We start from the raw sequence: 18513 nt of genomic DNA on the forward strand, positions 1-18513 counted from the left end.
CGGGAGCTTCGCGTGCGGATCGAGTCGCTCTGGGAAGCCGTGCAGGCAGCGGCCGACAGCAGCATCGCTCCGGAGGCGGGTCTCTGGCGGATGACCGCCCCGCACATCGACTCCCGTGGACTCGACGACGCGGTGCGGCGGGGGTGGCTCACCGAGTCCGAGCGCACGAATGCCGGCCGCCGCGCGGGGCCCGTGCTGCAGAGCAGGTTCGGCGCTCGTCGGATGCTTCGTCGCCTCGTCGTCGCCGCCAGTCTGGGAGCGGACCCCTCCGAAGTCTCGGTGGAGGCGCAGTGCGTTGACTGCGGTGGAACATCACACGGACGTCCCCACGTCGTGGCGCCGGGTCGCGATGCGCCAGGCATCAGCACGTCGAGCATCGAGGACAGAATGGTCGTCGCGCTCGGCAAGGGCTCGATCGGTGTCGATATCGAGTCCTCCGGCCGTGCCGCCGGTGTGGACGGCCGGCAGGGGGCGCGCGCGATCGCCGCATGGGAGCGGATCGCGCAGATGTGCCCGTCGCATGCGACCACCGTGGAGGTCTGGTCCGCCCTCGAAGCGCTGTCGAAGACCACCGGCCGCGGACTTCTCGCGTCGCCGGCAGAGCTCGACGTCGCGATCGCTGAGCATCGGCTGGAATGGGTGCCGGACGCGGGTGATCGAACCATCTGCGTGGCGGTTCCCGCGGCCGCTCCGATCCTGACGACCATCGACATCGCCTTCTGAGACGGACTTCCGTCCGTCGGCTGGTGCGCAGCCGACGGGGAGGATGCCAGGATGGGAGCCATGAAGGGGATCATTCTTGCTGGGGGCTCGGGGACGAGGCTGCATCCCATCACGCTGGGCGTCTCGAAGCAGCTCGTGCCGGTGTATGACAAGCCGATGGTCTACTACCCGCTGTCGACGCTGATGCTCGCGGGCATCGATGACATCCTGGTGATCACCACACCTCACGACGCGGCGCATTTCCGGCGGCTGCTCGGCGACGGGGCGCAGTTCGGCATCCGCATCTCCTTCGCGCAGCAGCCCTCGCCGGATGGGCTGGCGCAGGCTTTCACCATCGGCGCGGATTTCATCGGCGATGAGTCGGTGGCGCTCGTGCTCGGCGACAACCTGCTCTACGGCCCCGGTCTCGGCTCACAGCTGAAGCGCTTCGAGACCATCGACGGAGGCGCGGTGTTCGCCTACTGGGTCGCCGAACCGCAGGCCTACGGCGTGGTCGAATTCGACGATGCCGGCAAGGCGGTGTCGCTGGAAGAGAAGCCGGCAGAGCCGAAGAGCAACTTCGCGGTCCCGGGGTTGTACTTCTACGACAACGACGTCGTCGACATCGCCCGCAGCCTGCAGCCGTCCGCCCGCGGTGAGTACGAGATCACCGACGTGAACCGTGCCTACCTGGAACGCGACAAGCTGCAGGTGGAGGTGCTACCGAGAGGCACGGCGTGGTTGGACACCGGCACGTTCGACCAGATGACGGACGCCGCTGACTACGTGCGGACCATGGAGCGTCGCACGGGGATGAAGATCGGGGTTCCCGAGGAAGTCGCGTGGCGTCAGGGATTCCTCACGGACGATGAACTGCGGGCGTGCGCCGAGAAGCTGGTCAAGTCCGGGTACGGCGCATACCTGTTGGATCTGTTGGAACGGGGCAGGCGTTGAAGGTTCTGGTCACCGGCGGGGCCGGTTTCATCGGATCGAACTTCGTGCACCACCTCATCGAGCACACGGATCATCACGTGACGGTTCTCGACAAGCTCACCTATGCGGGAAATCGTGCATCGCTCGCGGGGTTGCCGGAAGACCGGATGCGGTTCGTGCACGGCGACATCGGTGACGCAGGCCTGGTCGACTCGCTCTTCGCCGAGGCCGACTCCGTGGTGCACTACGCGGCCGAGTCGCACAACGACAACTCGCTGCACGACCCGCGTCCGTTCCTGGACACGAACATCGTCGGCACGTTCACGCTGCTGGAGGCCGCGCGGAAGCATGACGTGCGCTTGCACCACATCTCCACGGACGAGGTCTACGGCGACCTCGAGCTCGACGACCCGGAGCGGTTCACCGACACGACTCCGTACAACCCGTCGTCTCCGTACTCGTCGACCAAGGCCGGATCCGACCTGCTCGTGCGCGCGTGGGTGCGCTCGTTCGGGGTGCGAGCGACGATCTCGAACTGCTCGAACAACTACGGGCCCTATCAGCACGTCGAGAAGTTCATACCGCGCCAGATCACGAACATCATCCGCGGCATCCGGCCCAAGCTGTACGGGGCCGGGCTCAACGTGCGGGACTGGATCCACGCCGATGACCACTCATCCGCGGTACTGCGGATCCTGGAAGCCGGGCGGATCGGCGAGACGTACCTGATCGGCGCCGACGGGGAGCGCAACAACAAGGATGTGGTCGAACTGATCCTCACCCTCATGGGCCGGCCCGCCGATGCGTACGACCATGTGACCGACCGTGCCGGACACGACCTGCGCTATGCGATCGATTCGACCAAGCTGCGCGAAGAGCTGGGCTGGTCGCCGCAGTACAGCGACTTCGAGCGGGGTCTCGCCGCCACCATCGACTGGTACCGCGAGCACGAATCATGGTGGGCCCCGGCGAAGGACGCCACCGAGGCGTTCTATGCGCAGAAGGGGCAGTGACGCGCGTGATCCGAGAGACCTCCATCCCCGGTCTGCTGCTGGTCGACCTGGGCCTGCAGCGCGACAACCGCGGATGGTTCAAGGAGAACTGGCAGCGCGAGAAGATGGTCGGAGCGGGTCTGCCTGACTTCGGGCCCGTGCAGAACAACGTCTCCTTCAATGACGCGGTCGGCACCACCCGCGGCATCCACGCCGAGCCGTGGGACAAGTTCGTCTCGCTCGCGACCGGTCGCATCTTCGGGGCCTGGGTGGATCTGCGGGAAGGCCCCACCTTCGGCACCGTGTTCACGGCCGAGCTCGACACGGCCACGGCCATCTTCGTTCCTCGCGGCGTCGGCAACGCGTACCAGACGCTCGAACCGAACACGACCTACACCTATCTCGTCAACGACCACTGGTCACCCGACGTCGACTACGCCTTCTTGAACCTCGCCGACGAGACCGCGGCGATCGACTGGCCCATCTCACTCGACCAGGCGGAGCTCTCCGACAAGGACAAGGCGCACCCGCGTCTTGCTGAAGTCGCTCCGATCCCCGCGAAGCGCATCCTCATCACCGGCGCCGACGGCCAGGTCGGGCGCGCACTCCGGGCCCTCTACGGCGCCGCCGGGCACGTCGAGTACGCCACCCGGGCCTCGCTCGACCTGACGTCCGAGGATCTGCCGACCGCCCGACGCTGGCGCGACTACGGCACGATCATCAACGCGGCCGCCTACACTCGCGTCGACGATGCGGAGACCCCGGCCGGTCGGACGGCCGCGTGGACGGTCAACGCCGCAGCGTCCGCCTCCCTCGCTCGCATCGCGACGGAACACGGGATCACCCTGGTGCACGTCTCCAGCGACTACGTGTTCGACGGAGCATCGACGTCGGCGTACACCGAGGCCGCCGCGCCGAGCCCTCTCGGCGTCTACGGACAGACGAAAGCGGCGGGCGACATCGCGGTCTCAACGGCACCACGGCACTACCTGGTGCGCACGTCCTGGGTGATCGGCGACGGGAACAACTTCGTCCGCACCATGGCCTCTCTCGCTGCGCGCGGCGTCGACCCGCGCGTCGTCGACGATCAGACCGGTCGGCTCAGCTTCGCCGACGACATCGCCGCCGGCATCCGGCACCTGCTCGACACCCGCGCCCCGTACGGCACCTACAATCTCACCAACGGCGGTGAGCCGCGCACCTGGGCGGGGATCGCTCGTGAGGTGTACCGGCTCACCGGCCACGACCCGACGCGGGTCACCCCGGTGAGCACGGATGAGTACTTCGCCGACGCTGCCGGCCCGGTCGCCCCGCGACCGCGCAACAGCCTGCTCGATCTGTCGAAGATCGAAAGCGCAGGTCTCACGATCCGCGATGCCGACGACGCGCTCGCCGCGTACCTGGCGCGCTGAGTCAGGAGGGAACCGAGATGGGGAATCGGATCGGAATCATCGGCGGAGGGATCGTCGGGGTGGCGCTCGCGCGCGAACTGTCGGCAGCCGGAGCAGAGGTGACGCTGCTCGAGAAGGAGGGGCGTCTCGCGCAGCACCAGACCGGCCGCAACTCGGGAGTCGTGCATGCCGGGCTCTACTACGCGCCAGGATCGCTGAAGGCGGCGCTCTGCGCGCAGGGGCGGACGCTGATCCGCGAGTTCTGCGACGAGAAGGGGCTGCCGTACCTCGAAGCCGGCAAGCTCGTCGTCGCCGTGGATGAGTCGGAGCTCGCCGCGCTCGCCGAGATCGAGCGTCGTTCCCTGCACAACGGCGTGCCGGATCTGGAGCGGGTGGACGACCCGTATCGGCTGCGCGAGATCGAACCGCACGCGGCGGGGGTCGCCGCCGTGCATTCACCGCACACCGCTGTCGTCGACTACGCCGCGATCACCGAAGCCATGGCGCAGGACGTCCGGACAGCCGGCGGGCAGATCCTGTTGCGAAGCCGCGCCACCGGCATACGCATCGAGACCGGTCGTGTACGGGTGATCACCGCCGGCGGGGAGCACGTCTTCGACCGCGTCATCGCCGCGGCAGGATTGCAGTCCGACCTCATCGCCGCGCTCGTCGGCGCCGACGCCTCACCCAAGATCCTGCCGTTCCGGGGTGAGTACTGGAAGCTGCGCGACGACCGCACCCACCTCGTCAACGGAATGATCTACCCCGTCCCCGACCCGCGCTTCCCGTTCCTCGGCGTGCACTTCACGCGCGGCGTCTACGGCGATGTGCACGTCGGGCCGAACGCCGTGCCCGCTCTCGCCAGAGAGGGTTACGGGTGGCTGCAGATCTCACCACGCGACACCTGGCAATCGCTGCGCTGGCCAGGAGCGCCGACGTTGGCCAGGCAGCATTGGCGGATGGGGGTCGACGAGATCTCCGCATCCATCATCAAGAGGCGGTACTTCCACAAGGCCCGCCGTTTCGTCCCCGAGTTGACGATGGCGGACCTGGAGCGCAAGACGGCCTCCGGCGTGCGCGCGCAGGCCTGGGGGAGAGCGGGAGAGCTTCTCGACGATTTCGCGGTGGATCGGATCGGTCCTGTCACGGTGCTGCGCAACGCGCCATCGCCTGCCGCGACGAGTTCCATCGCCATCGCCCGGCACGTGATCCAGAATCATCTCGGAGCGGATGCCGGATAGCATCCGTACGGTTCACCTCAAGGGCGCCCCATGCCTCGGTACCGCCAGCCCGCGGACCGCCACTGCTCGGCGTTCAGGCAGTTCCGCCCGTCCACGATGATGCGGCCGTCGGTGAGCGCTGCGACATCGTCCGGCGACATCTGACGGCGGTACTCGTCCCACTCGGTGACGATGACGATCACATCGGCATCGCGAAGGGCTTCATCCCGGGAGGTCGTGTAGGTGAGCTGCGGATGCAGAGCCCTCGCAGTGGGCACCGCCTGCGGGTCCGTGACGATGACCCGGGCGCCGAGCCCGTGCAGCCGCACCGCCACATCGAGTGCCGGGGAATCGCGCACGTCGTCGCTGTGCGGCTTGAACGCCGCGCCGAGTACCGCCACCCGCGTGCCGACCACCGACCCGCCCGTCTCCTCGAGCACGAGCTGCACCGCCCGGCTCCGTCGACGCAGGTTGATGGCATCGACCTCGCGCAGGAAGCCCACCGAGTCGCGCAGGCCGAGCTCCTCGGCACGTGCGGCGAACGCACGGATGTCCTTGGGCAGGCATCCGCCTCCGAAGCCGATGCCTGCGCCCAGAAAGCGACGACCGATCCTGCTGTCATGGCCGATCGCATCGGCGAGCTGCGTGACGTCGGCACCGGTCGCCTCGGCGATCTCGGCCATGGCGTTGATGAACGAGATCTTCGTGGCCAGGAATGCGTTCGCCGATACCTTGACCAGTTCCGCAGTGGCATAGTCGGTGACGATGTAGGGGATGTCGTTCGCCAGAGCCGTGCTGTACAGCTCGCGAAGGATGCCCGCGGCACGCTCGCCGTCAGGACCGGACGGGACGCCGACCACGACCCGATCGGGGTTGACGGTGTCCTCCACCGCCCAGCCCTCGCGGAGGAACTCGGGGTTCCAGACCAGAGTCGCCCCGGCATCATGCAGCGGGACGGCGAGTTCAGCGGCGGTGCCGACCGGAACAGTCGACTTCCCCGCCACGACGTCCCCTTCCCGCAGGTGCGGGATCAGGCTGTCGAAGGCGGCGCGAACGTAGCGCAGATCGGCGGCGTCCGAACCCGGAAGCTGCGGAGTGCCCACGGTGATGAAATGCACATCGCTGCCTGCGGCATCCGCGATAGAGGTCGAGAAGCGCAGTGCACCGGATGCCACCCCGCTCACCAGCAGCTCGGGCAACCCGGGCTCGAAGATGGGCGCCTCGCCCCGCGCCAGAGCCTCGATCTTGCGTGCATCGACATCTATGCCGACGACTTCATGGCCGATCGACGCCATGGATGCCGCGTGTACGGCTCCCAGATAGCCGCATCCGATCACAGAGATTCTCATCGTTCATACCTCCCCAGTAATGACCTGCCCATCATGGCGCATCCGGTGGACGCGTGCACGCGGCGCCCGCAGATCGGGGCTCGTACGAAATGACTAGTGACTTCGGGCCGTCCGCACCGCTAGACTGCCTGCGGGGAGACCTGAATGCTCCGTGAGGGGAATCGCGGAGCATTCATCAAGGCCGAATTCGTGGGTGGCTCTCTTAAGGCTTCCACGACAGTTCTGGGGACTGGGGCAACGTGAATATCGTTGGGGAATGGACTGCACGCGCGCATCGACGCGGGTGGGTCTCAATGGCGTGTGCAGCCGTACTCGCCGTCGTCGCATCCATGCTCATCTTCGTGAGCGCACCGGCGCAGGCCGCGGGCAGTCCGTGCGGGGCGGACATCAACGCGATCGCGTGCGAGAACTCCAAGCCGGGTGCCGACCGCCGCGAATGGGACATCTCGGGCGCAGGGGACCCCAGCATCCAGGGTTTCGCCACCGATATCAGCGTGAACGCGGGCAGCAAGATCGACTTCAAGATCGACACGGATGCCTCGGCGTACTCGGTCCGCATCTACCGCACCGGCTGGTATCAGGGCAAGGGCGCCCGCTTCATCCAGTCCGTACCGGTGACCGCGACTCTGCCGCAGAACCAGCCGGAGTGCATCTCGGATGTGACCACCGAGCTCTTCGACTGCGGAACCTGGGGCGTCTCGGCGTCGTGGAATGTCCCGTCGACCGCCGTGTCGGGTGTCTACATCGCACTGCTGGAGCGCGCCGATACCGGTGGTTCCAGCCACATCATCTTCATCGTCCGCAACGACGGAAACCATTCCGACATCGTCTTCCAGACCTCCGACCCGACCTGGCACGCCTACAACACATACGGCGGATCGGACTTCTATCAGGGAGCCGCCAACGGGCGGGCGTACAAGATCAGCTACAACAGACCGTTCGCCACCCGGGGAACCGTCGAGGACCGCAGCTTCTACTTCAGCGCCGAATACGCCACCGTGCAGTTCCTGGAGCGCAACGGCTATGACATGTCCTACATCGCCGGTGTCGACACCGACCGCCGCGGCTCCGAACTCCTCAACCACAAGGTGTTCCTCTCCGTCGGTCATGACGAGTACTGGTCGGCGGCGCAGCGGGACAACATGGAGGCCGCTCGCGATGCCGGCGTGAACCTGCAGTTCCTCTCGGGGAACGAGGGGTACTGGCACACCCGATACGAAGCATCCAGCGCGGACGACACCGCCTACCGCACGCTGGTCTCGTACAAGGAGACCTGGGGCAACGCCCAGAACCGCGGCGGCGGCAAGATAGATTCCTCGACGTCCGAATGGACCGGAACCTGGCGCGACCCGCGGTTCGCCGACGCATCCGATGGGGGGCACGAGCCGGAGAACGCGCTGACCGGCACCATGTACATGGTCAACGACATCTCGGCACCGCTGACCGTCACCGCCGCGGAGGGCAAGCTGCGGTTCTGGCGCAACACGGGCCTCGCCTCGCTCGCACCGGGTGCGTCCGCAGACCTGGGCCAGGGCATCATCGGCTACGAGTCCGACGAGGACGTCGACAACGGCTTCCGCCCGGGTGGTCTGATTCGGATGTCGACGACGACCAGGGCCACATCGCAGTACCTCTACGATTACGGCAACGACGTCGCCGAGGGGACCACCACGCACAACATCACGCTCTACCGGGCGGACAGCGGCGCGCTCGTCTTCGGCGCGGGCACCGTGCAGTGGGGCTGGGGTCTCGACGACAACCACGATGCCGGTGTGCCGGCGGCTTCCGACCCGCGGATTCAGCAGGCGCAGGTCAACCTGCTCGCCGACATGGGTGCGCAGCCCAGCACGTTGATGTCCACGCTCCAGCCGGCTTCCAAGAGCACAGACACGACCGTGCCGACCACGACCATCACGTCTCCCACACCGGGGCAGGCCATCTCCAGCGGCACGTCGGTGACCGTGACGGGAACGGCATCGGACGTCGGGGGCGTCGTCGCCGGAGTGGAGGTGTCGACCGACGGTGGGGCGACCTGGCGGCTCGCCTCAGGAACCACCTCGTGGAGCTACACGTACGTGCAGCAGGGCTCCGGAAGTGTGCCGGTCAAGGCACGTGCGATCGACGACAGCGCCAACAAGAGCGCGACGGGCACGACGGTGAACGTCAACGTGGGCGGACCGTACTCGCTGTTCGGCACGGTCACGCCGCCTCAGGCATCGGCAGCCGACACGGGATCGGTCGAAGTCGGCGTGCGATTCAGCGCCGAGGTCGACGGGTTCGTCACCGGTGTCCGGTTCTACAAGGGTGCGGCCAACACCGGTCAGCACACGGGGTCCCTGTGGAACGCGCAGGGCACGAAGCTGGCCAGTGTCCTGTTCACCGGGGAATCGGCGACCGGCTGGCAGCGGGCTCTGTTCGCCGAGCCCATCGCCGTGACGGCGGGGCAGCAGTACACGGTGTCGTACTCGGCGCCGAACGGCGGCTATGCGTACCAGGAGTACTACTGGCCGTATAACGCGCAGGCGACGTCACCGCTGGTGACGCCGCAGGCATCGGCGGATTCGGCAGCCGGGGTCTACGGCCCGCAGGGGACGTTCCCCACCACGTCGTATCGTGCGGCGAACTACTTCGCCGACGTCCTGTTCGAGGCGGCGGACGACTCGCCGGTGCGACTGACAGCGCAGTCTCCCGCCGTCGGCGCGGCGGGCGTCGCGAAGGACACGCTCATCACGACCGCCTTCACCCGTCCTGTCGAGGCGGGCTCCGTGCAGATCGCGCTGACGAAGCTCGTCGACGGAAGTTCCGTGCCGGGTGCGCTCGCATATGACGCGACGAATCGTCGGGCGCGCTTCACACCCGCAGCGCCGCTGGATCCGGTGACGCAGTACCGGGTGACCGTCTCGGCGACCCCGGTGGATGCGACGACGTTCGATCCCGGAGCCGACTGGACCTTCACGACGGCCAACGACTCGTCCTCGAACTCCTGCCCGTGCAGCCTGTACACCAGCGCGGACACTCCGCCGATCCAGTCCGTGTCCGACGGATCGGTGACGGTCGGAACGATGTTCACCGTGTCGGACGCGGGTTTCATCTCCGGCGTCAAGTTCTACAAGGGCGCGGGGAACACCGGCGCCCACGTCGGAACTCTCTGGTCGTCGACCGGCGATGTGCTCGCCCGTGTGAACTTCGCCAACGAGTCGTCGACGGGCTGGCAGACCGCCATGTTCGATGAACCGGTGGCAGTGAACCCCGGCGTCGCCTACGTCGTGTCGTACGTCGCCACGGCCGGCGGATATGCCGCGGCACCCGGCGCCTTCGCGAACAGCTTCGTGCGCGGTCCACTGTCGGTGCCGGCATCGGGTGGCGTGTTCACCTACGCCGGCGGATTCCCGACCCAGCCGTCGACGACGAGCTATTACGTCGATCCGATCTTCATCCGCTCGGCGAGCGGACCCAAGCTGACCACCGGCTCCCCGGCGGCGGGCTCGACCGGTGTGGCTGTGGACACGACGATCAGCGCGACCTTCGACGAGGCACTCGAGTCGGCCCCGACGTTCACTCTGACCGCGGGCGGCGCGACGGTCACGGGTACGACGACGCTCTCGAACGATGACAAGACGGCGACGTTCACGCCCACCGCGGATCTGCCCTACGACACGGTGGTCTCGGTGTCGCTCGGCGGGATCGTGGGGGCATCGGGCGCCGGCTTCGACCGCGCCTGGTCCTTCCGGACGGCGATCAACACGGTGGTGCACGACGTCACCTTCTTCGGTACCTCACTGCCTGCGGTCTCGACGGCATCCGACGGAAGATCCGTGGAGCTCGGTATGAGGTTCCACTCCACGCTGTCGGGTCGGATAACAGCGCTGCGCTTCTTCAAGACGGCCGGCGACACCGGTATCCACAAGGGCACGCTCTGGTCCTCCGACGGCACTGCTCTGGCGACCGTGACCTTCCAGAACGAGACCGCGGACGGATGGCAGCGCGCCGCGCTCGTCTCTCCTGTGGAAATCACCGCCGGCGCGGATTACGTGGTGTCGTACCTCTCGCCGCAGGGCAAGTACGCGTATGCGAGCGGCTATTTCGTCGACCCCGTCGCAAGCGGTCCGCTGGTCGCGGCCACCGGTGCCAACGGCACGTTCCGCTACGGCTCAGGTGGCGTGATGCCGACCTCGAGCTGGGAGTCCACCAACTACTTCGTCGATGTCGAGTTCTCCAGCGGCTCCGAACCGGGACCTGCGCTGACCGTGACGGATCGATCGCCCGAGGGCGCGTCGGCAGCAGCGGACAACGCGATCACCGCAGTGCTCTCCGCGGATGTCACCGCACAGATCACCCTGAGCAAGGACGGTGCCGAGGTGACCGGCACGTCGAGCTACGACGCCGCCAACCGCACCGTCACGTTCACTCCGGCCACCGCGCTCAGCGCGACGACGACGTACACGGTCACCGTCCGCGCGGGTGGACAGGACATCGACCAGTGGCAGTTCACGACCGCTGCGCCTGACCTCGACGGTGTCGTGTCGACGCTCTTCGGTGATGAGACACCGGCGGTGGAATCCGTTGCAGACCGGGCAGTGGAGGTCGGTACCGCCTTCTCGGTGGCATACCCCGGTCAGGTCACGGCGATCCGCTTCTACAAGGGTTCCGGCAACACGGGCACGCACGTCGGGCACCTGTGGAATGCACAGGGAGACCGACTGGCGACGGTGCAGTTCACCGGCGAGACTGCGGCAGGATGGCAGCGCGCCGCGCTGAGCACCCCGATCGCCCTCGTCCCGGGCGAGACGTACGTCGTGTCGTACTTCGCGCCGAACGGCGGCTACTCCGCCACATCCGGATACTTCACCAACCCGGTGGCTCGCGATCACATCATCGCTCCGGCCGGAGACAACGGCCGCTTTGCCTACACCGCGAGCGGCGCATTCCCGACGCAGTCCTGGAACTCCACCGCGTACTTCGTGGATGCCGAGGTGGCGTTCGGTGAGATCTCGAACGAGACCACGCCCGAACCGGATCCGACGCCGACGCCGACGCCTGAGCCGACGCCTGAGCCGACGCCTGAGCCGACGCCGACGCCGACGCCGACGCCCGAGCCGACTCCGACACCCGAGCCGACGCCGACACCTGAGCCGACCCCGACTCCGACACCCGAGCCGACGCCGACCGTCACCATGACGGCCGTCGAGCCGGCGGTGTCTGCCGCCGATGTCGCTCCGACTGCGGCGGTGATCGCGACCTTCGCGAATGCCCAGCCGTCTGCGGAGATCGCCGTGACCGGGCCCGACGGAACCGTCGGAGGCTCTGCGTCCTACGACAGTGATACCCGCACGCTCACGTTCACTCCGACGGATCCGTTCGCATGGTCAGCCACCTATCACGTCACGGTGACCGTGCCCGAAGCCGAAGTCGCCGACGGCACCTGGACCTTCAGCACGGCAGATGAGCCGACGGTACTCACGACGACGAGCATCTTCGGAGATGCGGTGCCGGCGAACGGTGCCTGGAACGATCCGTCGAGCGTGCAGGTGGCCACCCGCTTCTTCGTCGACACGGCGGGGAAGGCGACCGCGATTCGCTTCTACAAGGGTGCGGCGAACACCGGAGCGCACACGGGGTACCTGTGGCGTGCTGATGGGACGAAGCTCGCCGAGATCGTGTTCAGCGACGAGAGTGCCGAAGGCTGGCAGACGGCCGAGCTGACCACACCGGTCGACCTGGTCCCCGGCATCGAGTACAGGGTCGGACTGCACAGCACGACCGGTCGATACGCCGTCGACCTGGACGCCTTGAAGAGCGAACTCGTCATCGGCCACTTCAACATCCCCGTGCACGGCAGCGCGTTCACGCTGTCGACCGACTACCCGGGGACGGTGTCGGACCACAACTACTGGGTGGACATAATCTTCGGTCCTGGCGACTGACACGGTCTGTCGCCAGGACCGGATGGGCCGCAAAGGGAACGGCCCGGACAAGAGAAGGAACAACTGGGGAGGGGAAGCGTGGTGTCATCACGCATGCGCGTCGGCGTTGTCGGCGCAGGGTACTGGGGACCGAATCTGGCGAGGAACTTCGCCGTCAATCCGGACTGGGAGCTCGCTGTCATCTGCGATCTGGATGCAGAGCGGGCACAGCAAGTGGCCGATCGGGTCGGTGGAGTGCCGATCTCCACGAGCCTTGATGAGGTGCTCGCGGATCCGAGCATCGATGCCGTCGCCGTGGCCACGCCCGCGCGGACGCATCATCCGATCGTGATGGCCGCGCTCGCCGCGGGCAAGCACGTCACCGTCGAGAAGCCGCTCGCCGATGAAGGCAGTCGTGGTGCGGAGATGGTCGACCTGGCCAGGGCCAACGGCCTGGTGCTGATGGCCGACCACACCTACTGCTACACGCCCGCCGTGCTGAAGATCAGAGAGCTGATCGCCGCCGGCGAGCTCGGGGACATCCTGTTCGTCGACAGCGTGCGCATCAACCTGGGTCTCATTCAGCCCGACGTCGACGTGTTCTGGGATCTCGCGCCGCACGACCTGTCGATCATCGACTTCGTGCTGCCGGGCGGCCTGGATGCGGCAACCGTCGCCGCTCACGGGGCCGACCCGCTCAACACCGGAAAGTCCTGCGTCGGGTATCTGACGATGCCGCTGACCGGAGGTGCGATCGCCCATATCCACGTCAACTGGCTGAGTCCGACGAAGATCCGTCAGATGGTGATCGGCGGCACCAAGCGCACCCTGGTCTGGGACGACCTCAACCCCCAGCAGCGGCTGAGCGTGTACGACCGAGGAGTCGACCTGGCCGAGCAGTTCAAGGCGACCACCAGCGACGCGCGTGCTGCGACCATCTCCTATCGATTGGGCGACACCTGGTCGCCGGCGCTGCCCGAGAAGGAGGCGCTGTCGAACATGACCGCTGAGTTCGCATCGGCGATCCGCGAGAAGCGCGAGGCTCGCACCGACGGGGCCTCAGGGCTGCGGGTGCTGTCCATTCTCGAAGCGACTCGTGGAAGCCTGGCGGCCGCCGGCGCACCGTATCCCGTTCACAACGCTCACGAAATGGCACTGTCATGACTCAGATCGAAGACGCCGACATCCTCGTCACCGGCGGAGCCGGAACCATCGGCTCGACCCTGGTGGACCAGCTGCTGGATGCCGGAGCCGCTCACATCGATGTTCTGGACAACCTCGTCCGAGGGCGCCGGGCGAACCTCGATGACGCACTCGCCACAGGGCGCGTGTCCTTGATCGACGGCGACATCCGCGACCGCAGCGTCGTCGACGAGGCCGTCGCGGGCAAGGACATCGTGTTCCACCAGGCGGCCATCCGCATCACCCAGTGCGCGGAGGAACCGCGTCTGGCACTGGAAGTGCTCGTCGACGGCACGTTCAACGTCGTCGAGGCGGCCGCAGCGCACAAGGTGAAGAAACTCGTCGCCGCCTCCAGCGCCTCGGTGTACGGGATGGCTGAGGAGTTCCCGACCACCGAGCGCCACCATCACGAGAACAATGACACGCTGTACGGGGCGGCGAAGACCTTCAACGAGGGACTGATCCGCAGCTTCCGCGCCATGAACGGGCTCGATTACGTGCTGCTGCGGTACTTCAACGTCTACGGACCGCGGATGGACGTGCACGGCCTCTACACCGAGGTGCTGGTGCGCTGGATGGAGCGCATCGCCGACGGGAAGCCCCCGCTGATCTTCGGCGACGGCCAGCAGACCATGGACTTCGTCTGCGTCCCGGACATCGCGCGCGCGAACGTGCTCGCCGCGCAGAGCGACATCGTCGAAGGCACCTACAACATCGCGAGCGGCACCGAGACCAGCCTGCTGCAGTTGGCGGAGGCTCTGCTGCGTGTGATGGACTCCGAGCTCGGAGTCCAGTTCGGTCCCGCACGGGCAGTGAACAACGTGGCCCGTCGCCTGGCCGACACGACCGCCGCACGGGAAGACTTCGGATTCGAGGCCACGATCGGCGTCGAAGAGGGGCTCCGCCGGCTCGTCGAGTGGTGGCGACCGCTGCGTGAGGAGGTCGCTGCCGGTCGGGCGGCGGTGGCATCGTGAGCGACCGCATCAACGTCATGATCCCCTGGCTGGGCCAGGAGGAGGCGGACTCCGTCGCCGACGCCATCGCCTCCGGCTGGGTCGCTCAGGGCCCGCGCGTCGCGCGATTCGAGGAGGAGTTCGCAGCGGCGATGCAGGCACCCTTCGCCGTCGCCACCAGCAGCTGCACGACCGCGCTGCATCTGGCGCTGCTCGTCGCGGGCATCGGGGTGGGCGATGACGTGGTCATCCCGTCCTTCTCGTTCATCGCCACCACGAACGCGGTCCGCTACGTCGGGGCGAACCCCGTGTTCGCCGACGTCGACGCGGCCACGGGGAACATCACCGGCGAAACCGTGCGTGAGGCTCTGACTCCGGCCACGCGCGCGGTGATCGGCGTCGACCAGGGCGGAGTTCCGCTCGACCTGGACGACGTGCGCGGCGTCACCGATCCTCTCGACATCGTCGTGATCGAGGATGCCGCCTGCGGTGCGGGCTCGACCTACAAGGGCCGCCCGGTGGGGGCAGGCGCCGACATCGCGGCGTGGTCCTTCCACCCGCGCAAGCTGCTCACCACAGGTGAGGGCGGCATGATCACCACCGCACGAGAGGATTGGGCGGCGAGGGCCAGGCATCTGCGCGAGCACGCGATGAGCGTGTCGGCAGCGGACCGGCACCGGTCGGTGCTGCCGCCCGCGGAGGAGTACACCGAGATCGGGTTCAACTTCCGGATGACGGACCTGCAGGCCGCCGTGGGACTCGTGCAGCTCCGCAAACTGCCGCAGATGGTGGCACGGCGCCGGGAGCTCGCAGCTCGGTACCGGGAGCGGATCTCCGAGGTCGCCGGGCTGCGTCCCGTACGTGACCCCGGGTACGGCACCGCCAACTTCCAGTCGTTCTGGGTGGAGGTCTGCGACGAGTACCCGACCGACCGGGAAGGGCTGCTGGAAGCGCTCGCGCACGCCGACGTCTCGGCCCGGCGCGGCATCATGTCCTCGCACCGCCAGCCGCCCTACCGCGACCTGACCCCCGCGAGAGGGCTACCGACCACGGAGCGGCTCACGGACCGCACCCTCATCCTGCCCCTGTTCCACACACTGTCCGATGCCGATCAGGACCGCGTGATCGCGGTGCTGCGCAATCCGGGAGCGTGACTGTGAGCGAGGGGGTTCTGCTGATCGGCGCGAGCGGTCTGGCGCGCGAGGTGCTGGCCGCAGGGATCGCCGGCGTGACCGGCATCCTCGACGACGATCCTGCACGCCACGGCAGTGCGATCGACGGCGTCCCGGTGCTCGGCGGGCCGGACCTCGCTGCAGATCGCGACGAGCAGCTGCTCGTCTGCGTCGGTCCGGGCTCAGGCCGGCGGACGATCGTGCGTCGGCTCGCCGAGGCCGGCATCGGCGACGGGCGCTACGGCGTCTTCGTCGCGCGCTCGGCGCGGATCGGCAGGACGAGCGACATCGGTCCGGGCAGCATCCTGCTCGATTCCGTCGTCGTCACGGCAGACGTGCGGATCGGCCGTCATGTCGTGGTGATGCCGAACAGCACGATCACGCACGACGACGTGCTGGAGGACTTCAGCACATTGGCCGCCGGCGTTGCGCTCGGCGGGTCCGTCCGCGTCCGTGAAGCGGCATACATCGGGATGAACGCCTCGGTTCGACAGGGCGTCACAGTCGGAGCGGACGCCACAGTCGGAATGGGTGCGGCGGTCCTCGCCGACGTGCCGGAACAGCAGACATGGGTCGGAGTGCCGGCCCGACGATTGGAGGGTGCATCGTGAAGCACATCGTGCTGCCCCGATCATCCAAGGGAGCGAGCGTCACGGCCGTCATCCCCTGCTACAACTACGGGCACTATCTCGAAGCCGCAGTCTCCAGCGTGCTGGAACAGCCGGATGTGGATGCTCGTGTCATCATCGTCGACGACGCATCTCCGGACGGCTCCGGTGATGTCGCCCGTGACCTCGCAGCCCGGGACCCGCGAGTCCGCGCCGTCGTGCACGAGGAGAATCGCGGTCACATCCGCACGTACAACGACGGCCTCCGTCTGGTCGAGACCGAGTATGCCGCGCTGATCTCCGCCGACGATCTGATCGGGCGACGCTCGCTCAGTCGAGCGGTGTCTCTGATGGAGCATCATCCGCGCGTGGGCATGGTGTACGGGCGAATCGCGACGTTCGAGAGAGACACCGACAGGCTGCCTCGACGGCACCGCCCCTACCATCTCTGGCGGATCTGGGGCGGCGACGAGTGGACCGAAGGCGTGGCGAGAAGCGGCTACAACTGGATCGCCTCGCCCGAGGCGGTCGTGCGCACGTCGGCGATGGAGCAGATCGGCTACTACAACCCTGAACTGCCTCACACGGGTGACCTCGAATACTGGCTCCGCATGGCGGCGCGCTGGGACATCGGCCAGATCCATGGGCCGATTCAGGCGTATTACCGAGTGCACGGCAATAACATGCACATCACCGACTTCGGAACGCGCGAGGCCGACCTTCGCGAGCGCTACTCGGCCTTCCGCGTGCTCGAGGATCCGGCCGTCGTGACGGATCCCGAGCGGGCGCAGCGCCGGCTGCGGCAGGCGCGGCAGACCCTGAGCGCGCAGGTGGCCGAGCTGCTCGCTGAAGGGGGCGGAATCGATGCCGATACCGGTTCACTCAGCGAGTTCCTGCGGGAACTCACCTCGGCCGATCGGCAGACGGTGCCGCTCGACACCGTCCCATCCAAGAACGGAGAGTCCTCCCGATGAACACGCCCAGTGTGATGAACACCCTCACCGTGCCCATGCTCGACCTCGGGCATCAGCACCGCATCATCGCGGACGAGGTGGCCGAGGGGTTCGCGGATGTGCTGGCGAACACCTCATACGTGCTCGGGCCCGCAGTCCTCGAGTTCGAGCGTGCCTACGCCGAGTATCTGGATGCGCCGCACGTGATCGGCGTGGGCAACGGCACGGACGCCCTCGAGATGGCGCTGCTGGCACTCGGCATCGGGCGGGGCGATGAGGTGATCGTTCCCGCCAACACCTTCGTGGCCACCGCCGAGGCAGTCGCTCGTGTCGGCGCCACAGTGCGACTGGTCGACTCGGGCGACGATTTCCTGATGAACCTGGATCAGTTGGAGTCCGCTCTGACGCCGCGGACGCGCGCGGTCATCCCGGTGCACCTGTACGGAAGGGTCGTGGATGTGGACCGGGTGCGTGCGGTGGTGGGTCCGGAGATCGCGGTCATCGAGGATGGGGCTCAGAGCCAGGGCGCCCGACTGCGAGGACGCGCCGCAGGAACGCTCGGCGACATCGCCGCAACGAGCTTCTATCCGGGCAAGAACCTCGGCGCTTACGGTGACGCCGGTGGCGTGTCCACTGCTTCGGACGAGCTTGCGGATGCCGTCCGTCAGCTGCGCAACCACGGGGGAGTGGACCGCTACCAGCATGAGCGCATCGGAACGAACTCCCGACTGGACAGCCTGCAGGCCGTCGTGCTGTCGGCGAAGCTGCGCCGTCTCGACGAGTGGAACGAGGAGCGCCGCACGATCGCCGACGCCTACTACGAGGCGCTCGCCGACGTCGCGGCCGTGACCCTCCCGCCGGTCGGGCCGCGTGAGGAGCACGTCCATCATCAGTTCGTCGTGCAGGTGGAAGACCGTGATCGGGTCTTCGCAGACCTGGCTGCCTCCGGCATCGGGGTGGGCATCCACTATCCGACACCCGTGCACCTTCTGCCGGCCTTCCGGACGCGGGAGCTGGGGTCGTACGGCTCGTTCCCGGTCGCGGAGGCTCAGGCGCAGCGGATCATGTCTCTGCCGATCTACCCCGGCCTGCGCATGGAGGCGGTCGAGCGCGTCGTCAGCACACTGCGTGACGCTGTCGGCTAGGAGACACGTA

13 protein-coding genes are annotated in these 18513 nt (G+C 67.4%); 12 read left to right on the top strand and 1 reads right to left on the bottom strand.

Annotated features, from left to right (window positions below; all coding sequences use genetic code 11):
• The first annotated feature begins 12 nt into the window (after positions 1-12).
• From ACFQY2_RS06400 to lhgO, 5 genes are read left to right on the top strand one after another with little or no spacing between them, the layout of a single operon-like run.
• On the top strand, positions 13-723 hold the full coding sequence (locus ACFQY2_RS06400; protein WP_378744825.1) for a 4'-phosphopantetheinyl transferase family protein: 711 nt from the start codon (positions 13-15) through the stop codon (positions 721-723).
• 60 nt (positions 724-783) lie between these two features.
• Positions 784-1656, top strand: a complete 873-nt coding sequence (gene rfbA / locus ACFQY2_RS06405; protein WP_378745041.1) for a glucose-1-phosphate thymidylyltransferase RfbA — start codon at positions 784-786, stop codon at positions 1654-1656.
• Positions 1653-2648, top strand: a complete 996-nt coding sequence (gene rfbB, locus ACFQY2_RS06410) for a dTDP-glucose 4,6-dehydratase (RefSeq protein ID WP_378744826.1) — start codon at positions 1653-1655, stop codon at positions 2646-2648. Before rfbA ends, rfbB begins: the two co-directional genes overlap by 4 nt.
• Entirely contained in the window at positions 2645-4039 is a 1395-nt protein-coding gene (locus ACFQY2_RS06415) for a sugar nucleotide-binding protein (RefSeq protein WP_378744828.1), read from the top strand. Before rfbB ends, ACFQY2_RS06415 begins: the two co-directional genes overlap by 4 nt.
• A 17-nt stretch (positions 4040-4056) precedes the next feature.
• A complete protein-coding gene (lhgO, locus tag ACFQY2_RS06420) occupies positions 4057-5259 on the top strand; it encodes an L-2-hydroxyglutarate oxidase (protein WP_378744829.1) in 1203 nt (400 codons plus the stop codon).
• A 17-nt stretch (positions 5260-5276) separates the two neighbouring features.
• Here lhgO and ACFQY2_RS06425 read toward each other — a convergent pair whose 3' ends face one another.
• Positions 5277-6587 carry a UDP-glucose dehydrogenase family protein gene (locus ACFQY2_RS06425; protein ID WP_378744830.1) on the bottom strand — a complete coding sequence of 437 codons (1311 nt, stop codon included), beginning with the start codon at positions 6585-6587 and terminating at the stop codon, positions 5277-5279.
• A 293-nt stretch (positions 6588-6880) separates the two neighbouring features.
• On the opposite strand from ACFQY2_RS06425, the gene ACFQY2_RS06430 reads away from it, so the two are divergent.
• The 7 genes from ACFQY2_RS06430 to ACFQY2_RS06460 all read left to right on the top strand — a co-directional run bounded on the left by ACFQY2_RS06430 (position 6881) and on the right by ACFQY2_RS06460 (position 18503).
• Positions 6881-12511 (top strand): DUF4082 domain-containing protein, encoded by a 5631-nt coding sequence (locus ACFQY2_RS06430; protein ID WP_378744831.1) that lies wholly within the window; start codon positions 6881-6883, stop codon positions 12509-12511.
• Positions 12512-12604: 93 nt separating this feature from the next.
• The gene (locus ACFQY2_RS06435; RefSeq protein ID WP_378745042.1) at positions 12605-13654 is read left to right on the top strand and encodes a Gfo/Idh/MocA family protein; all 1050 of its coding nucleotides are present in this window, start codon (positions 12605-12607) and stop codon (positions 13652-13654) included.
• Positions 13651-14646, top strand: a complete 996-nt coding sequence (locus ACFQY2_RS06440; protein ID WP_378744833.1) for an NAD-dependent epimerase/dehydratase family protein — start codon at positions 13651-13653, stop codon at positions 14644-14646. The genes ACFQY2_RS06435 and ACFQY2_RS06440 overlap by 4 nt, the downstream gene beginning before the upstream one ends.
• Before the next feature lie 17 nt (positions 14647-14663).
• Positions 14664-15779, top strand: coding sequence for a DegT/DnrJ/EryC1/StrS family aminotransferase (locus ACFQY2_RS06445; protein ID WP_378745043.1), 1116 nt, complete (start codon positions 14664-14666; stop codon positions 15777-15779).
• A 2-nt stretch (positions 15780-15781) separates the two neighbouring features.
• A complete protein-coding gene (locus ACFQY2_RS06450) occupies positions 15782-16408 on the top strand; it encodes a NeuD/PglB/VioB family sugar acetyltransferase (protein ID WP_378744834.1) in 627 nt (208 codons plus the stop codon).
• On the top strand, positions 16405-17379 hold the full coding sequence (locus ACFQY2_RS06455) for a glycosyltransferase family 2 protein (protein WP_378744835.1): 975 nt from the start codon (positions 16405-16407) through the stop codon (positions 17377-17379). Before ACFQY2_RS06450 ends, ACFQY2_RS06455 begins: the two co-directional genes overlap by 4 nt.
• On the top strand, positions 17376-18503 hold the full coding sequence (locus tag ACFQY2_RS06460; protein WP_378744836.1) for a DegT/DnrJ/EryC1/StrS family aminotransferase: 1128 nt from the start codon (positions 17376-17378) through the stop codon (positions 18501-18503). Before ACFQY2_RS06455 ends, ACFQY2_RS06460 begins: the two co-directional genes overlap by 4 nt.
• The last annotated feature ends 10 nt before the right edge of the window (positions 18504-18513 follow it).

Source organism: Microbacterium sp. GCM10027623, from assembly GCF_042666935.1.
In the GTDB taxonomy this organism is placed as follows: Bacteria; Actinomycetota; Actinomycetes; order Actinomycetales; family Microbacteriaceae; genus Microbacterium.

Coding starts and splice junctions, on each gene's coding strand:
- rfbA (WP_378745041.1), top strand. CDS start 784: ATGAAGGGGATCATTCTTGCTGGGGGCTCGGGGACGAGGCTGCATCCC.
- lhgO (WP_378744829.1), top strand. CDS start 4,057: ATGGGGAATCGGATCGGAATCATCGGCGGAGGGATCGTCGGGGTGGCG.
- ACFQY2_RS06425 (WP_378744830.1), bottom strand. CDS start 6,587: ATGAGAATCTCTGTGATCGGATGCGGCTATCTGGGAGCCGTACACGCG.
- ACFQY2_RS06430 (WP_378744831.1), top strand. CDS start 6,881: ATGGCGTGTGCAGCCGTACTCGCCGTCGTCGCATCCATGCTCATCTTC.
- ACFQY2_RS06435 (WP_378745042.1), top strand. CDS start 12,605: ATGCGCGTCGGCGTTGTCGGCGCAGGGTACTGGGGACCGAATCTGGCG.
- ACFQY2_RS06440 (WP_378744833.1), top strand. CDS start 13,651: ATGACTCAGATCGAAGACGCCGACATCCTCGTCACCGGCGGAGCCGGA.
- ACFQY2_RS06445 (WP_378745043.1), top strand. CDS start 14,664: ATGATCCCCTGGCTGGGCCAGGAGGAGGCGGACTCCGTCGCCGACGCC.
- ACFQY2_RS06460 (WP_378744836.1), top strand. CDS start 17,376: ATGAACACGCCCAGTGTGATGAACACCCTCACCGTGCCCATGCTCGAC.